The sequence below is a fragment of the Streptomyces sp. NPDC088197 genome, assembly GCF_044741185.1.
Lineage (GTDB): Bacteria > Actinomycetota > Actinomycetes > Streptomycetales > Streptomycetaceae > Actinacidiphila.
The window spans coordinates 284841-300105 of sequence record NZ_JBIUSD010000001.1; the positions used below are offsets into that span (position 1 = coordinate 284841).

Genomic DNA, 15265 nt, shown 5'->3' on the forward strand with positions numbered 1-15265 from the left:
GAGGGGGGTCAGCCGGTGGTGCCTGCCGCGGCGCCGGCGGCGATGAGCCTGCGGTTGATGTCGCGGACCGGGCCCGGTTGGACCTTGAGGACTTCGCGGTCGTAGGTGATGAGGCCGTTCAACTCGCCCTCGACGTCGCTGATCTGGGTGTACACCGAGCCGGAGAGGTCGGTGGAGGCGTCGGGGACGAGAAGAGCGGTGTTGGCGACGTACGCCTTGGTGAGCTCCTCGATGGTGGGGACGTCACCGTAGTTCTGGCCGCCGGAGACACCGAGGATGTGGCCGGGGACGGTGAGGGAGTAGCCGCCGTGCTCGCCGTCGACGGCGGCGCGGGTGGCGTCGGGGGCCGGGGAGGCGGGACCGTGGTAGAGGTGGTAGTCGATCAGGTCACCTCGGCCCGAATCACCCTTGGAGGCGCAGCAGTTGACGCCGGAGGCGGGGTCGACCAGGCGGCTCGGGTCCTGTTGCTTGACCGAGTCGGCGAGGGCGCCGGTGGCTTCCTTGGTCTTCTCGCCCCAACCCTCGTTCGTCATGGTCCAGATGACGATGGACGGGCTGCTGATGTGCTGGTCGACGATCTCGTGGACCTGGCTGGTGAAGGCCGCGTCGCTGGCCGGGGTGGAGTCCGGGCCGGTGTTGCGGCTCGGCATGTCCTGCCAGACCATCAGGCCGAGCTTGTCCGCCCAGTAGTACCAGCGGGCGGGTTCGACCTTGATGTGCTTGCGCACCGCGTTGAAGCCGAGCTGCTTGTGCAGTTCGAGGTCGGACTTGAGGGCCGCGTCGGTCGGCGCGGTGTAGATGCCGTCGGGCCAGAACCCCTGGTCGAGGGTGGCCAGGACGAACGTCGGTTTCCCGTTGAGCTCGATCTTGTTCACGCCGCCGACCTTGCCGACCGAGATCGACCGCATGCCGAAGTAGGAGCCGACGGTGTCGATCGAGCGGCCGTTGGTGAGCGTGACCTGGAGGTTGTACAGGTACGGGTGGTCGGGGCTCCACAGCTCCGGGTGCGGTATGCGCAGCCGCAGTTCGGCGCCCGCGCGGCCGACGGCCGCGCCGACGGGCTTGTGGCCCGCGTACGCGACGGCGGCCACCAGCGAGGAGGACGACGTACCGGCCGCGGGACGCACCGTGACGGACAGCGTGCCGTCCTTCACGTTCGGCGTCAGGACGAGGGAGTCGATGCTCGCGGCGGCCACCGGCTCCAGCCACACCGTCTGCCAGATTCCGGAGGTCGGGGTGTACCAGATGCCGCTGGGGCTGCGCGACTGCTTGCCGACGGGCGTGCCGTCGTCGGTGGTGTCCTTCACCTTCAGCAGGACGGTCTGCGGCCCGCCGCGGGTGAGCGCGTCGGTGACGTCGGCGGTGAACGCCTCGTATCCGCCCACATGGTGGGCGACCTGGCGGCCGTTGACGTACACCCACGTCTCGTAGTCGACCGCGCCGAAGTTCAGGTGCAGGCGCTGGCCCGAGCCGATCCGCCAGTTGGCGGGTACGGAGAAGGTGCGCTGGTACAGCGACCAGTCGTGGTGCTCGGCGACGCCGGACAGCGGCGCCTCCATCGGGTACGGCACCAGGATCTTGCCGCTCAGTTTCGACGTGGGCAGCGGCGCGCTCTCCGAGGTGCCCTGGAACTGCCACGTCCCGTTGAGGTTCTGCCACTTGTCCCGCGTCAACTGCGGCCGGGGGTAGTCCGGGAGCACGTGGGACGGGTCGACGTCCTTGGCGTACTTGCTGGCGAAGTACCAGGTGGAGTTGTTGGTCGCCAGACCCGAGAAGAGCGGTACGGGACCGGCGGACGTCGTCAGGCCGCCGAGGCCGTCGTAGCTGATCCGCACATCGGAGTGCAGGGAGACCGGCGTGTCCGACTCCCCCGCTGTGAGCAGGAGTTCGGAGCTGTTCGCCGGGTTCACGGAGACGCCCGGCGTCCACCGGCCCGCGCCCGCGATCACCGCGAGGTGCTTGGTGATGTCGGACGGCACCGCGGTGACCGGGCCCGCCAACTGCACCGTGGCGGTCTTCCCCGAGGGGGCGACCACGGCGTTCACGTCGGACGGCGTGTAGCCGACCGGCAGATGCAGCGCCGCGTCCGGGATCGCCTGGCGGGCGATGCCGGGACCCGACCACTCCGTCTTGATGTACGCGCCGCCATTGCCCTGGTTGTAGTCGAACGCCAACTGATGGGCGCCGGCGGTCAAGGTGACCGGCTCGGATGTCGTCTGGACGTCCCAGTCGGTCGTCCAGTGGTCGATCACGCTCGACCCGTCGAGCGACATCCGGAAGCCGTTGTCACCCTTGATGTAGAAGGTGTACGTGCCGTCGGCCGGGACGTCGAGCTGGCCCGTCCAGTGCACGGCGACGTTCTCGGTCGAGCCCGCGTAGCCGCGCAGCGTGGGGATCAGGTCGGGCACGTTCAAGGACGGCTCGACCGCGGTGCTGCTGTACTGCGCGAAGTCGAGCGAGGTGGCGTCGGTACTCAGGTAGTAGTCGCCGCGCAGACCTTGAGCGGTGTCGGCCGGAGCGGCGGACGCCCCGGCGGTGGACGAGGCCGGTGCGGCGGCCGGGGCCGCGCCCGCCGCGGCCGGGGTCAGCAGCGCCGCGCCCAGTATCAGCGGCACCAGTGCGGTCAGCCGGGCCGTCCGGGACAGCCGGGACCACCCGGTCGTGCCCGCCGCTCGGCGGCTGTTCGTTGTGCGGGATATGCCTGATCTCACTGCGGATACACCTCTCCGTAAGAGAACTCGGCGTCCAGGAAGCGGGTGAGGACGTGCGGCTCCACGACAGCGCCTTGGGGGCCCTGCCGACTTTCCAACGTTAGAAACCTGGACCGGGAGCATGAAACCAGCAGGCTTCAGCGCCGTCCACCCTCCGCGCAAAGTTTGTGAAAAATCGAGCGGCCCGATCACACCAGGCACGGCTCACCACATGGGGCACAGGGGAGGCACGGGGGGTGCGGACTGCGAAGGCGCGCGGGCATACGAAGGCCGCACCGGAGTCCTCCGGCCCGGCACCATCCCCGCCGGAGGCCGTCTCCGCGCACCTCGCGGCTCTTTGCATCGTTAGAAAAAATGAGAAAAAGGCGCCGTTAAAGGGGGAAGCGGAACGCCGCCCTCAGGTCAGGGGCGGGCCGCGCTCGGCATAACCGCGCTCAGACCCGGTGCGCGAGGGCGCGGCGGAGGTCGTCCAGGCCGTCGGCGAGCTGGCGGCGCATGGACGGGACCAGATCGGTACGGGCGAGGCATTCCTCGGCCGCGCGTACGGTGTCGGCGTCGGCCGCACCGACCGGGAACAGCGCCCGGCTCAGCGCCTGGACCACCGCGCCGCCGCGCTCACCGGCCGCCGGAAGCCGCTCGAAGTACGCCCGTACGTAGGCTCGTTGGACCTCCGGCGCGCCCGAGCGCCAGAAGCCCTCGGCGGTCGCGACGAGCTGATGAATGGTCAGCTCGCCCGGGGCGAAGAGCAGGTGCCAGGCGCGTTCCTTGGCGGCGTCGTCCGGGAGCGCGGCGCGGGCCCGGGCCGCGCCCACCTCGCTGACGTTGCCGGGGTCGGCCGCCAGCTCGGCCGCGATCCGCTCCTCGTCGGCCGCCCCGGCCGCCGCCAGCCGGGCCAGCGCCGACCAGCGCAGATCGGCGTCGAAGGCGATGCCGTCCGGCACGTCATCACCCGCCAACCAGCCCTCAAGCTGCACGAGTTGCGCGTCACCGGACGCGGTGGCGACGGCGGTGCGCAGGGCGGCCAGCCGCAGACCCCTGCCCGTGGCCGCGGCCGGGCGGGCCAGGACGGCACGGGCGGTGTCGCCGAGCCGGGCGAGCGCGGCGGGCCGGTCGGCGGGGGCGAGATAGCGGCCGATGACGTGGTCGGCGGCGAAGGCCAGCACCGCCTCGACGACGCAGTCCGAGGTCTCGCCCGGCAGGTGCGCGGCGACCAGGTCCAGATACGCGGCGGCCGATGTCTCGGCGCCGCGCGTCAGGTCGCGGAGGTGTTCCCACAGGACCGCGCGGGCCAGTTCGTCCGTGACGGCCGACAGCGAGGCGGCGACGGTGGCCGCGGAGTGCGCGTCCAGGCGCAGCCGCGCCCAGGTGAAGTCGCCGTCGTTGGGCAGCAGCAGGGCCGGGCGCGGGGCGCCTGCCAGTTCGGACAGCGGCGTACGGCCGCCCGGCGCGACCTCGACGTCCAACTGTCGGCGCGGGACGACCGCCGCGCCGTCCCGGTCGTACACGCCGACGCGTACGCGGTGCGGGCGGGTGCCGTCGTTGACGAGGACGGCGAAGGTCAGGACGCCGGGCGCCGCGCCGGGCACCGTATCCACGTCGGCCTCGGCCTCAGGCTCGACGTCGGCCTCGACCTCGACCTCGACCTCGATGCGCAGCGTGTCCACGCCGGTCGTCCGCAGCCAGGCGTCGGCCCAGCCGGACACGTCCGGTCCCTGTGCGCCCGCCGGGCCGGCGGGGAGGGCGAGCGCGGCGAGGAAGTCCCGGAGGTTCGCGTTGCCCCAACGGTGCGCGGCGAAGTACCTGTTGAGCCCGGCGAAGAACGCCTCGTCGCCCATCCAGTGCACGAGTTGGTGCAGTGCGGAGGCGCCCTTGGCGTACGAGATGCCGTCGAACGCGGACAGCGCCTCGGCCGCGGACTCCGCTCCGGTGGCGGCGACCGGGTGGGTGGTGGGGCGCTCGTCGGCGTCGTAACCCCAGCTCTTGCGGCGGGAGAAGAGCGTCCAGGCGCTGTCGTAGCGGGTGGACTCCGCGGCGATGCGGTAGCCGAGCACCTCGGCGAAGGACTCGTTGAGCCATACGTCCTCCCACCAGGCCAGGGTGACGAGGTTGCCGAACCACATGTGGGACATCTCGTGGCACACCACGACGGCCCGCAGCGCGCGCTGCGTGTCGGTCGGCGCGGACCGGAACAGCATCTCGTCCTGGAAGAGGACACAGGCCGGATTCTCCATCGCGGCCCAGTTGAGCTCGGGCATGAACACCTGGTCGTAGCCGCCGAAGGGGTAGCGCTCCTCGAAGAGCCCGTGCAGCCGGTCGAAGCTCGCCCGGGTCACCGCGAACAAGTCCGGTGCCTCGCGGTCGAGTTCGGCGGCGAGCGAGCGGCGCGCGTACAAGCCGAGCGGGATGCCGTCGTGTTCGGCGCGGACCGCGTACAGCGGCCCGGCGGCCACGGCGACCAGGTAGCAGGAGATCGGGCCGACCGGCGCGATCTCCCAGCGGCCGTCCTTGAGTTGGGACGACGCGCCGTTGCCGACCACCGTCCAGCCCTCGGGCGCGGTCACGGTGAAGGTGAACGGCGCCTTCAGGTCCGGCTGGTCGAAGCAGGCGAAGAGCTTCGAGGCCAGGTCGGGCGCGCACGCCGAGTACACGTAGACGGCACCGTCCGCCGGGTCGGTGAAGCGGTGCAGCCCTTCCGCCGTACGCGAGTACGCCATGTCGGCCTCGACCAGCAGCTCGTTGTCCGCCGCCAGGTCCGCCAACTCCAGCCGGTTGTCGACGTGTCGCGCGAGGTCGAGCGGCCTGCCGTTCAACTCGGCGCGCAGCAGCGTCTCCGGCTGGATCTCCACGAAGGTCGACGCGCCCGGCTCCGCGCAGCCGAACCGGATCGTGGTCGTACTGCGGAAGAGACGGTCGCCGCGCGTGACGTCCAGGGCCACGGCGTACGACCGTACGTCGAGCAGGGCGGCGCGGGCTGCGGCTTCGGTACGGAGGAGGGATCCCATCTACGGCATGCTGTCCCAGGTCCGCACGGCGGACAACAGATTTGGGGGCGGTGCGGTTGCGCCGAGCGCGAAGCCGGGGCGGCCCCGAGGCAGACCCCCCATGGCCCGAACCCCCGTACCCCCGTGTCCCCGTACCGCGTACGCCACTCAGCCCATGGTCTTGGCGCCGTCCAACGACTCGCGGATGATGTCCGCGTGACCGGCGTGCTGGGCGGTCTCGGCGATGAGGTGCAGCAACACCCGCCGCGCCGACCAGAGAGCGCCCGGCTCGAACCAGGGCGCCTTCGGGAGCGGTTGGGAGGCGTCCAAGTCGGGCAGTGCCGCGACCAGTTCGTCGGTCATGCGGGCCTGCTCCTCGTACTCCTCCAGCACCCCGGCCAGTGTCTCGCCGGGCAGCAGACGGAATTCGTCGGTCCGCCGCTGCCAGTCGGCCTCGGTCATGGCCGTCGCGTCCCCGATCGCCGACGGGCCCGCCACGATGAAGTCCGTCCAGGCCCGTTCGCCTCCGGTCAGGTGCTTGATCAGGCCGCCCAGACACAGCTCGCTGACGGTCGTCCGCTGCCGCGCCTGCTCGTCCGTGAGGCCCCGCGTGGTGACGCGCAGGAAGTACCGGTGCTGGGCGAGCATCGCCAGCAGGTCCGCCCGCTCATCGGTGACGGCCCCGGCGGCCTCCTCCGCAGCCTTCGCCGCCGTGCTCTCCGCCGCGTCCACCGTCATGGTCTCGCTCATGATCCACGCCCTTCGCAGTGCTGCTCGGTCCCCCGTTGATCACCACCCTAGGAGCCGTTGCGGTCAGCTTCTGTCCGCGATGACGCGTCTCCGTCCGTTCGGTGTTCGCGCTGGTCAGAGCCCATTCGGCGCTAGATCATGCCGGGGCGGGGCCGGGCGCCGAGGGTGTGGGCGAGGCGGAGGAGGTCGCGGTGGCGGGGGTCGGCGGCGGTCGCGCGGGCGAGGACGTCGAGCTGCGGGGTGTCGAGGGCGGCGAGGGGGCGCTGGAGGAGCGCGCCGGGGTGCTGGAGGTCGTGGACCCTGCTGATCCAGTCGAAGGAGCGGCGGCGCGCCGGGGCCGTGACATCGAGCTGGCCGTAGTAGACGACGTGGCGCCCGCCGGGTGAGGTGATCACGGCCTTGAGGTGGCCGGGGTCGCCGACGAAGGCGGCCGGGGCGGCGACCGGTGCGAGACCGTCGGCCGGGTCGAAGAAGTGCACGCGGTCCTCGGAGCCCGCCTGGCCGCCGGCCACGCCCCACTGCGGCACGGCGAAGAGTCCGGACAGCCGTACGGTGTCGCGGTGGGCGACCGGCGTCAGCTCGGTGCCGTCCAACTGCCAGAGCATCAGGCCGCCTTGGTGGCCCGCCGTCATGAGCAGGTCGTCGTCGGCGAAGACCAGCTCCGACACCGGCGCGTGGTACCGGGGCACGGCGCCCACGGCCAACACCGAGCTGAGCGTGGCGTCGGTGGCGATGATCCGGCCGCCGTCGGACAGGACGAGGCGGTCGCCGCGGGGCGTCACCGCCGTCCGGTTGTCGTAACCGAGGCCCCACGCCTCCAGGTTGACCTGTTCGAGCCGTCCGTTGGGGCCGAGCGTGAGCGCCGCGGGATGGAGCGCGAGGGTGGCCACGCAGCCGCGGGCGGTGGAAGCCAGCCGCGTTCCCAGGAGTTGGGCGCCCTGCGCGAGGACCGTCGTGCCGTCCGGGCCGTGGCGGACGAGCTCCGTGCCCGCGTCGCGTCCGGCCCGCCGCCGGACCGCGATCACCTCGGTGGCGCTCAGGCAGGCCAGGGTGCTGTGGCAGGCGGGGCCTTCGTACAGGACGGTCCGCCGGGCGGGGTCGAGTCCCGCCTCCGGGCCGGACTCCGGTCCCGAGCCGAGGTGCTTCCGTCCCGAGCCGAGGTGCTTCGGTCCCGAGCCGAGGTGCTCCGGCCCTGAGGCGAGGTGCTCCGGTCCCGAGCCGAGGTGCTTCGGTCCCGAGCCGAGGTCGAGGGTCTCGATCCGCTCGGTCGCCTCCGCGTCCCCCCGCTCCGGCACGTAGTCGATCGGGACCAGGGCCAGGACGTCGCCGCCGTGGGAGAAGGCGGAGAACGAGGGCGAGAAAAAGGTCAGGTCGTCGGGCAGCGGGCGGGTGGCGGCCTTCGCGGCCTCGGCGATCAGCGCCTCGGCCTTGCGGGGCGAGGTCTCGCGCAGCCAGGCCAGCAGTTCCTGGTCCGAGCGGGACGCGGGCAGCCAGCCGCGCCGGGGAACGCGGCGCGCGAGCCGTACCGCCTCGGCCAGGGGCGCGGCGCAGATCCGTTCCCAGTACGCGGGCCAGTCCCGCGCGTCCGCGAGCCGCGCCGCCTCCGCGCCGAATGCGGCGGCTGGCGGGGACGGCCGGGGCAGGAACTCCGGCTGCCAGCCGTGGACGGTGACGGTGGCGGCCGGGACCGTGTACGTATCCCTCAGCTCGACGCGCCGGGAGCGGGCGTCGGCCTCCGGGTCCTGCGCCAGGCCCGCCGACCGCCGCGCGTCGTTCTGCGCGTGCAACGCGCCCACCAGCTCCATCTCGTACGTGGCGGGCGCCTTTTCGACGAGCCGCCGCAGGATCGCGATCGCCTCCTCGCCCACCTCCATGGCCTCGCGGGGGCGGCGCGCGTCGAGGAGGGCGGAGTGCAGCAGCCTCAGCGAGGTGACACAAGCCTCCTCGTAGTGCCGGGAGTTGGCTCGGGCGAGGCGGCGGTTGATCGCGGCCACCTCCTCCGCCACCTCGACGGCCTCGTCGTGCCGTCCCTCGGCGGTCAGTTGCCGTCCCAGCAGGGACAGCGACCTGCCGAGCGGCGTGTCCTCGACCTGCTCGCCCCCGGCCACCAACTCCCGGCTCAGGGCGACCCCTTCGCGCAGCGCGTCGGCGCCCGCCGGGGGACGGAAGGTCAGCGTCGCGCCGTTGACCAGGGCGATGGCCAGCCCTCTGCGGTACGACGGATCGCGCGCGGCGACGGTCCGATACGTGTGCGTGGCCCGCTCGTTGGCGCGGTACGCGTCCTCCCAGCGACCGGCCGCCTCCAGCCGCGTACTGAGATTGGCCAGCGCGGTGGCCAGGTGGGGGGTGTACGCGGACACGTAGTCCGTCACCGGAGCGGACGCGTCGTCGGGCCGGTCCTCGGCGACCAGCCGCTCGAAGAGGTCCACGACCCGCTGCTGGGTGCTCAGCGACTCCTCCAACCGGCCCAGCGAGACGAGGTGGTTGGCGACATTGGTCAGGGCGCGGCCGACGTGCTCCTCGTACCGCCGGGGGTCGGTCGCGGCCAGCTCGGCGAAGAGGTCCGCGCCGCGCCGCGTGGCCCGCAGCGCCTCCTCCGTACGGCCCAGGTCGTCCAGGTTGTTGCCGTGGTTGACGTGCAGCCTGGCTCGCGCGTCCACGTCGTCGGCCGCCGCCAGCCGGTGCTCGAACAGCCGTACCAGCAGCGCCGCCCGACCCACCGTCAGGTCCGCGGGCACCGGTTCCGGCAGCTCGGCGGCGACGTCTTCGAGGAGGTCGGGCCCGATGTCCGGCAGACCGGCCAGGGCGGTGAGCGCGGCGCCCCCGGCCGCGACGCCCAGCGCGGGCTCGGCGGCCAACAGCGGGTAGAGGCACGTGCGTCCGACGTGCGGCCAGCGGCCCGCGGCCGTGGCGAGCGCCGTGACCGGCCGGGCGGGACCGCCGCAGCGGCGCAGTACGGTCGCCGCCGTTTCCGGGGCCCAGGGCTGCGCGGGGTAGTCGGCCGGGTGGCCCGGCAGCGTGAGGGCGACGAAGTCCTCTGCCAGGCGGTCGGGATAGAGCGGTTCGAGTACGGTGTCGGCCGCTTCCTCGGGCGGCGGGTAGCACACCGCGTGATCGGCGAGGACGGTCGGCGGCGGGTGGCCGAGGCGTAACTCGTCCACCAGGAGCGTGCCGCGGGCGGTGGGCTGCGCGCCGCCCAGCGAGGCGGCGAAGACCACCTGGTTCATCACCGCGGGCGGGACGGTGACGCGGCCCGGTGTCCCGTGCAGCAGCGCCCAGCCCAACTGCTCCCGGTCGAGGAGGTAGACGGTCAGTCCGGCCAGGTCCTCCGGGGCGCGGCGGCCGGTGGCCTCGGCGTCCACCGCCACGAGCGCGGCCATGTGGACGGCGAGGGTGAGGCCGAAGTCGGCCGGCCGTAAGTCGGGTTGGCGGTCCGGCGGGGGGATGCCGTAGCGGGCGGCGAAGCCGTCGCGCGCCGCGCGGAACATCGGGCCGCGGTCGTCGCGGCGCGGGTCACCGGCCCGTCGCCGGAAGCCCTCCTCCATGTCCAGCGGGCCCAACGCCTGCGTGGAGACGTTGACTTGCTCATTGCTCAGGGCGGCGCGCAGCGCGGGCCAGGGGTCGGTGCTCCGCGCCAGGAGCAGGACGCGGGTCGGCACGTCCGGCCGGTGCAGCAGCGCGTTGCTGAACAGCCACGTCAGGCTGGTCAGCGCCCAGCGGTCGGCGTAGTCGACCAAGAGCAGCAGTCCCGCCGCGTCGTCCAGCCGCAGATCCTGGCTGCCCTGCGGCGGCAGTACGGTGCCCGGCCCCTCGACCGCGGTGACCACTTTCCAGCCCTGCTCGGCGAGTTGCCCCGCGAGCTGCTGGGCGAGGCGGGTCTTGCCCTGGCCGCCGGGCGCGTGCAGCCAGCGGGCCGCGCGCCGCGGGCCGTCCGCGCACCAGGCGTGCAGGGAGGCCAGTTCGGCGTCGCGGCCGGTGAAGGGGGCCACGGCGTAACGGGCGTTGAGCATCCGGCTGGGCTGCTGGGCCAGCCACTCCGCCGCGGGCTCCGGGGCCGGGGACCACTGCCTGAGGAGGTAGAGGGGGGTGCCGTCGCCGAAGACGTGGATGTCCGCGCCGATGGCGCCGTAGGCGAAGCCGCCGACCGCGGTGACATTCTGGCTGGTCACGTCATGGGTCCGCCGTCGCGGCGGGCACCGGGTGCCTGGCCGTCGGGCGATGGGGCGTCGGGCGCGTCGGCGTGGGGCGTCGGGGTGACGGGGTCGGTGTTCGGGGTGACGGGTCTCGGGGCCACGCCTCCGGCGCTCGGAGTCACGGGGCCGGTGCTCGGCGTTACGGGGCTCGGGGTCACGGTGCTCGGGGCCACGCCTCCGGCGCTCGGGGTGACGGGGCCCGCCGCCGGGGCCTCGTGGATGATCACGTTGCCGTTCTGGACGCCGAAGGCGCGGGCGTTGTCGTGGGCCTCGACGTTCTGGTGGTACCGCACCCACTGCTGCTCGGAACCCGGCAGCTCGGCCTCCAGCCGTACCGTCAACTCCCGGATGGCCTCGGCCGCCTCGGGGTTGTCCCGCAGGAACTGCTCCAGGCGCAGCCGCCAGCCCGGCTGCAAGCTCTCCCTGGCCGCCCCCGCGTCGTCCGCCGCCACCACCAGCGCGGCCTCGCTGTCCAACTGCGCAGCCAGCGCGGCCGGTTCGTGCTCGCCACCTCGACGCAGCACCCGCAGGATTCCCGTACGCGCCGTCTGCCAGGCGTCCGTGGCCATCGCGGCGACCAGCGTCGTGGACGCGGCTGCGGCAAGCGTCGCCAGGGATTCGATCATCGGCTTCCTTCCGCGGCGTGGCCAGGTGCTTCCATCGTGCCACCGAACCGCCCGGCGGTTAGCCTTGTTGGTCACGCCCGCGCGGCGAGGGAGGGGGCAGCCATGGGGAACGGCTCGACCCGCAGGCGGCTGCACCGGCAGGTCCGTACGGCCCGCGCCCTGTTCGACGAGGGCGCCCTCGAAGAGGCCGAAGCGCTGCTCCGCAGCCTCATGTCCGACTGCGACGACGCCTTCGGCGGCGACCACCGCGAGTCGATCGGCCTCCGCAATCTGCTGGGCTCCGTCCTCTACCAGCAGGGCAAGCTCGGCGCCTCCGCCGCCCTGCACGGCGAGGCCATGGCCCGCGCCGCCCGCGTCCTCGGGTCCGACGACCCCGCCACGCTCGGTTACGCCCACAACTACGGTGCGGCCCTGGCCGTCCAGGGCCGCACCTCCGACGCCGTATCCGTCCTCGACGACACCCTCCAGCGCCGCGTCCGCCGCCTCGGCGACGCCCACGAGGACACCCTGACCACCGCCAACACCCTCGGCGCCACGCTCTTCACCGCCGGTGCCCGCTCCGACGGCCTCACCCTCCTCCGCCGAGCCCACGCCTCCGCCCAACGCCTCCCCCCGAGCCATCCGCTCCGCGAGGACATCGCCCGCAATCTGGCGATCGCCCAACGCAACGCGGGCAGTTGGTAGCAGCCTCCCCGCACGAACCGAGAGCAGCCGGGCGGTGGGCGGTGTGCCGGCCGTGGAGGCCGCGCGGGACGGCGGCGCCGGGGTCAGGGGTGGAGGGTGCGGGTGACGAGGGCGGCGAGGAGGCGGGTGCGGGGGATGAGTTCGGAGGTGAGGACGTGTTCGGTGGGGGCGTGGGCGCCGGTGCCGACGGCGCCCAGACCGTCGAGCGTGGGGCAGCCGACGGCGGCCGTGTAGTTGCCGTCTGAGGCGCCGCCGACGGGGAGGCCGCGCAGTGGGGGGCGACCCGAGGCGGCGGTGAGGGCGGCGGCGAGGGCGAAGAGGTCGGCGGAGGAGGCGGGTTCCATCGGGGGGCGGCGGGGGCCGCCGCGAAGGGAGAGCCGGGCGCCGGGGGTGCGGGCGGTGAGGCCGCGCATGAGGACGTCGATACGGTCCTGCGCGGCACGCGTCGGCGCGCGGACGTCGACGGAGACGACGGCCTGGGCCGGAACGGTGTTGCGGGTGCTGCCCGCCGACAGCAGGGTGGGGGTGACGGTCGACGTGCCCAACTCCGTATCCCGCGCCGCCAATTCGGCCAGCGCCAGCACCTGGTGGGCGGCCTCGACCGCCGCGTTGACCCCCTTCTCCGGCTCCAGTCCCGCGTGCGCGGCGCGGCCGTGCACCACCACCTCGTAGCGTGACGTCCCCTTGCGCGCCGTCTTGAGCGCGCCGGTCCCGTCCGCCGACGCCTCGAGGACGAAGGCCGCCGCGCACCCCCGCGCGGTCTCCTCGATCAGCGCGCGGGAGGTCGGGGAGCCGACCTCCTCGTCACCGTTGACCAGCACGCAGACGCCGTCGAGGGACGGCAGCGAGGCGAGCGCGTGGAACATCTGCACCAGCCCGGCCTTCATGTCCAGGACGCCGGGGCCGCGCGCGATCCCGTCCGTCACCGACCAGGGGTGGGTGGCGAGCGTGCCGGCCGGCCAGACGGTGTCGTGGTGCCCGACGAGCAGGACGCGCGGAGTGCCGAAGGCCCACCGCAGGTGCGGTACGCCGTCGCTCACGATCGTCTCCGGCGCGGCGCCGAGCAGGCGGGCGCCCAGCGCGCCGACCACGTCGGCGCTGCGCGCGAGTGCGACGTGGTCGGCGGAGAAGGACTCGCAGACGACCAGCTCCTCAAGGTCGGACAGCATCTCCCGCAAGGAGAACGGGGGTTCGGACTTCGGCTGCGCCATGGCGACTCCCGCGTCAGAGGGAACGGGCTCAGGTCCGGTCGGACCAGGCCCCGTTCGGTCCCTTCGACGGTAGGAACCCCCACCCCATTCCACCAGCGACTACATTTCATGTGACCCATGCAGAGAGGGAATGGCGTGCGCGACACCTTCGGTACGGACGCGCTGCGACTGCTGCTCGCCGTCGCGGACACCGGCTCCTTCACCGCCGCCGCACAGCGGCTCGCCTACACGCAGTCCGCCGTCTCCCGCCGCATCGCCGCGCTCGAACGGCAGGCGGGCGGACCGCTGTTCGTCCGTCTGCCGCGAGGCGTACGGCTGACGCCCGCAGGTGCGGCCCTGCACCGGCACGCCACCGAGGTGCTGGACCGACTGGTCCGCGCGGAAGCCGAGTTGGCCGCCATCCACGCGGGCCGGGGCGGCACCCTGCGCGTCGGCGCCTTCGCCACCGCGAACATCGCCCTCGTACCGGCCGCGCTGCGTGCCTTCACCCGCGCGCGTCCCGACGTCGAGGTCGTCGCGGTCGAGGGCCGCAGCGACGCGCTGGTCCAGCGCCTCGCGGACGGCGCGCTCGACATCGCCGTGGCCAGCGACTACCCGTCGGGCCTGCCGTCGGCCGAGGGCGTCACGACGGACGCGCTGCTGGCGGACGAGCTGTACGTGGGTCTGCCGCGCGACCACCGGCTGGCCGCGAGCGCGGATGCGGTCCACCTCGGCGACCTGCGCGACGAGTCCTGGATTCAGGACGCGCCCGCCGGAGGGCACCCGGCCCTCCTGCTCGACGCCTGCGCGCAGGCGGGCTTCGCGCCGCGCAAGCTGATCCGCGTCGCGGAGTGGAGCGGGAAATTCGGCTACGTCGCCGCCGGGCTCGGCGTCGCCCTCGTGCCCTCCCTCGCCCTGTGGGCCGTCCCGCCCGACCTCGCCCTCCGCCCCCTGGCGCCCCCGTTCCCGCGCCGCACCGTCCACACCGCGCTTCCCCCGTCCCCCCTCCCCTCGGCCCGGCTCCTTGCGGACCTCCTCCGGGCGGCGGCCCGCCCCGCGACCCGGACGGGCGGACCGGGCCGAGTACGAACGCCCGCTCCCGGCAGCCCTGTTGACGACGGCGTTGAGCGCGCCGAAGTCCAGGCCGTGTGCCATCCCGAAGTACGGTCCTTCGCCGAGCAGTTCAGCGGCGGCCCGCCGGGCGGCACCGTAGGCGGCCTGGGCCAGGGCGGTGCCGACACTGATCCGACGGACGCCGACGGCGGAGAAGTCGGCCCCTGACGGCGAGCCGGGACCGGCCATGACGTAGACGGGCAGCGGGCTGTCGCGGACGAGGGCCACCACGGCGGGCAGGTCGACGAGGCCGGGGACGAAGATCCTGTCGGCGCCGGGCTTCGGCGTACGCCGCCCGGCGCGAGGGAGTCCTCCAGGTTGACGCCGACGGCTCCGGCTACATCCGGACACGCTGCCACGCACACCGGAACGGGCCGCGTCCGGGCGGAACGGCTGACGTCCAGCCGGAACAGGCGGCGTCCAGCCGGAACGGGCGGCGGAAGCGGATCGGAAGCGGTCCGGTTCTGGCCGGGGAAGCGGCGGCACTGGTCGCATCTGAGGTGTCAACAGCCCTTCCGCGCAGGCGCGTACGCCAGCGTGCCGAGCGGGATCGGGCGCACACCGCACCGACCGTTGGAGTGGTCCATGAGCGACCCCGGCCTGCCGTCCCCCGACCCGAATCCGTACCCGTATCCCAGATCCGCCGACCTGCCGGTGCCGCCATCGGCGCCGCCGTCCACACCGCCGGCCACACCGCCGTCCGCACCCGTACCCGTACGGGCCTCCGAACCGGTCTCCGTACCGGCGCAGTTCCCCACGTACGTGTCCGCGCCCGGTCCGACGCCGTACCGGCACGTGGGCCTGATACCGAGCGCCGGGCCCGCGCGCGGGTGGGGGCTGGTCGTCGCCGCCGCGCCCCTGCTGCTGATCGCGCTGATCGCCCTCGTCGCCGGCTCGGCGCTGCACCCGACGAGCGGCCTTACCTCCGGTGCGCGCACCGGCGTCAGCTCCGCCCACGGCGCGCCCGCACACCGCCCCGCCGCCGACGACCTGTTGAGAGCGGAGCGCTGAGCCGCC

At 73.6% G+C, this 15265-nt stretch carries 9 protein-coding genes and 1 pseudogene; 3 read left to right on the forward strand and 7 right to left on the reverse strand.

Annotation, left to right across the window (positions count from 1 at the left end; all coding sequences use genetic code 11):
- Positions 1 to 8: 8 nt before the first annotated feature.
- The 5 genes from ACIOC1_RS01320 to ACIOC1_RS01340 form a co-directional block, all read right to left on the reverse strand.
- A complete protein-coding gene (locus ACIOC1_RS01320) occupies positions 9 to 2711 on the reverse strand; it encodes a PA14 domain-containing protein (RefSeq protein WP_401851013.1) in 2703 nt (900 codons plus the stop codon).
- A gap of 434 nt (positions 2712 to 3145) precedes the next feature.
- Positions 3146 to 5713, reverse strand: a complete 2568-nt coding sequence (pepN, locus tag ACIOC1_RS01325; protein ID WP_401851015.1) for an aminopeptidase N — start codon at positions 5711 to 5713, stop codon at positions 3146 to 3148.
- 147 nt (positions 5714 to 5860) lie between these two features.
- Positions 5861 to 6430: a DinB family protein gene (locus ACIOC1_RS01330; protein ID WP_401851951.1), complete on the reverse strand. Its 570-nt coding sequence runs from the start codon at positions 6428 to 6430 to the stop codon at positions 5861 to 5863.
- Between the two features lie 143 nt (positions 6431 to 6573).
- Positions 6574 to 10611 (reverse strand): hypothetical protein, encoded by a 4038-nt coding sequence (locus ACIOC1_RS01335; RefSeq protein ID WP_401851017.1) that lies wholly within the window; start codon positions 10609 to 10611, stop codon positions 6574 to 6576.
- The gene (locus ACIOC1_RS01340) at positions 10608 to 11261 is read right to left on the reverse strand and encodes a hypothetical protein (protein ID WP_401851020.1); all 654 of its coding nucleotides are present in this window, start codon (positions 11259 to 11261) and stop codon (positions 10608 to 10610) included. The genes ACIOC1_RS01335 and ACIOC1_RS01340 overlap by 4 nt, the downstream gene beginning before the upstream one ends.
- Before the next feature lie 102 nt (positions 11262 to 11363).
- On the opposite strand from ACIOC1_RS01340, the gene ACIOC1_RS01345 reads away from it, so the two are divergent.
- Complete coding sequence (locus ACIOC1_RS01345; RefSeq protein ID WP_401305165.1) at positions 11364 to 11945, forward strand: tetratricopeptide repeat protein; 582 nt, start codon at positions 11364 to 11366, stop codon at positions 11943 to 11945.
- An 83-nt stretch (positions 11946 to 12028) separates the two neighbouring features.
- Here the strand turns inward: ACIOC1_RS01345 and ACIOC1_RS01350 are convergent, their stop codons facing one another.
- Positions 12029 to 13156, reverse strand: coding sequence for a M20 family metallopeptidase (locus tag ACIOC1_RS01350; protein WP_401851023.1), 1128 nt, complete (start codon positions 13154 to 13156; stop codon positions 12029 to 12031).
- Between the two features lie 117 nt (positions 13157 to 13273).
- On the opposite strand from ACIOC1_RS01350, the gene ACIOC1_RS01355 reads away from it, so the two are divergent.
- Positions 13274 to 14416, forward strand: coding sequence for a LysR family transcriptional regulator (locus ACIOC1_RS01355; RefSeq protein WP_401851026.1), 1143 nt, complete (start codon positions 13274 to 13276; stop codon positions 14414 to 14416).
- On the opposite strand, the pseudogene ACIOC1_RS01360 reads toward ACIOC1_RS01355, so the two are convergent.
- Positions 14375 to 14743 (reverse strand): annotated as a pseudogene (locus tag ACIOC1_RS01360) (isocitrate lyase/phosphoenolpyruvate mutase family protein); the annotation flags it as partial. The gene ACIOC1_RS01355 and the pseudogene ACIOC1_RS01360 sit on opposite strands and share 42 nt — an antisense overlap.
- Before the next feature lie 90 nt (positions 14744 to 14833).
- Between ACIOC1_RS01360 and ACIOC1_RS01365 the strand changes: the two are divergent.
- Positions 14834 to 15259, forward strand: a complete 426-nt coding sequence (locus tag ACIOC1_RS01365; protein ID WP_401851028.1) for a hypothetical protein — start codon at positions 14834 to 14836, stop codon at positions 15257 to 15259.
- Positions 15260 to 15265 lie beyond the last annotated feature (6 nt).

Bases quoted from the DNA above. Each gene is read 5' to 3' on its own strand.
- pepN (WP_401851015.1), bottom strand. From the start codon at position 5,713: ATGGGATCCCTCCTCCGTACCGAAGCCGCAGCCCGCGCCGCCCTGCTC.
- ACIOC1_RS01330 (WP_401851951.1), bottom strand. From the start codon at position 6,430: ATGACGGTGGACGCGGCGGAGAGCACGGCGGCGAAGGCTGCGGAGGAG.
- ACIOC1_RS01340 (WP_401851020.1), bottom strand. From the start codon at position 11,261: ATGATCGAATCCCTGGCGACGCTTGCCGCAGCCGCGTCCACGACGCTG.
- ACIOC1_RS01345 (WP_401305165.1), top strand. From the start codon at position 11,364: ATGGGGAACGGCTCGACCCGCAGGCGGCTGCACCGGCAGGTCCGTACG.
- ACIOC1_RS01350 (WP_401851023.1), bottom strand. From the start codon at position 13,156: ATGGCGCAGCCGAAGTCCGAACCCCCGTTCTCCTTGCGGGAGATGCTG.
- ACIOC1_RS01355 (WP_401851026.1), top strand. From the start codon at position 13,274: ATGCAGAGAGGGAATGGCGTGCGCGACACCTTCGGTACGGACGCGCTG.
- ACIOC1_RS01365 (WP_401851028.1), top strand. From the start codon at position 14,834: ATGAGCGACCCCGGCCTGCCGTCCCCCGACCCGAATCCGTACCCGTAT.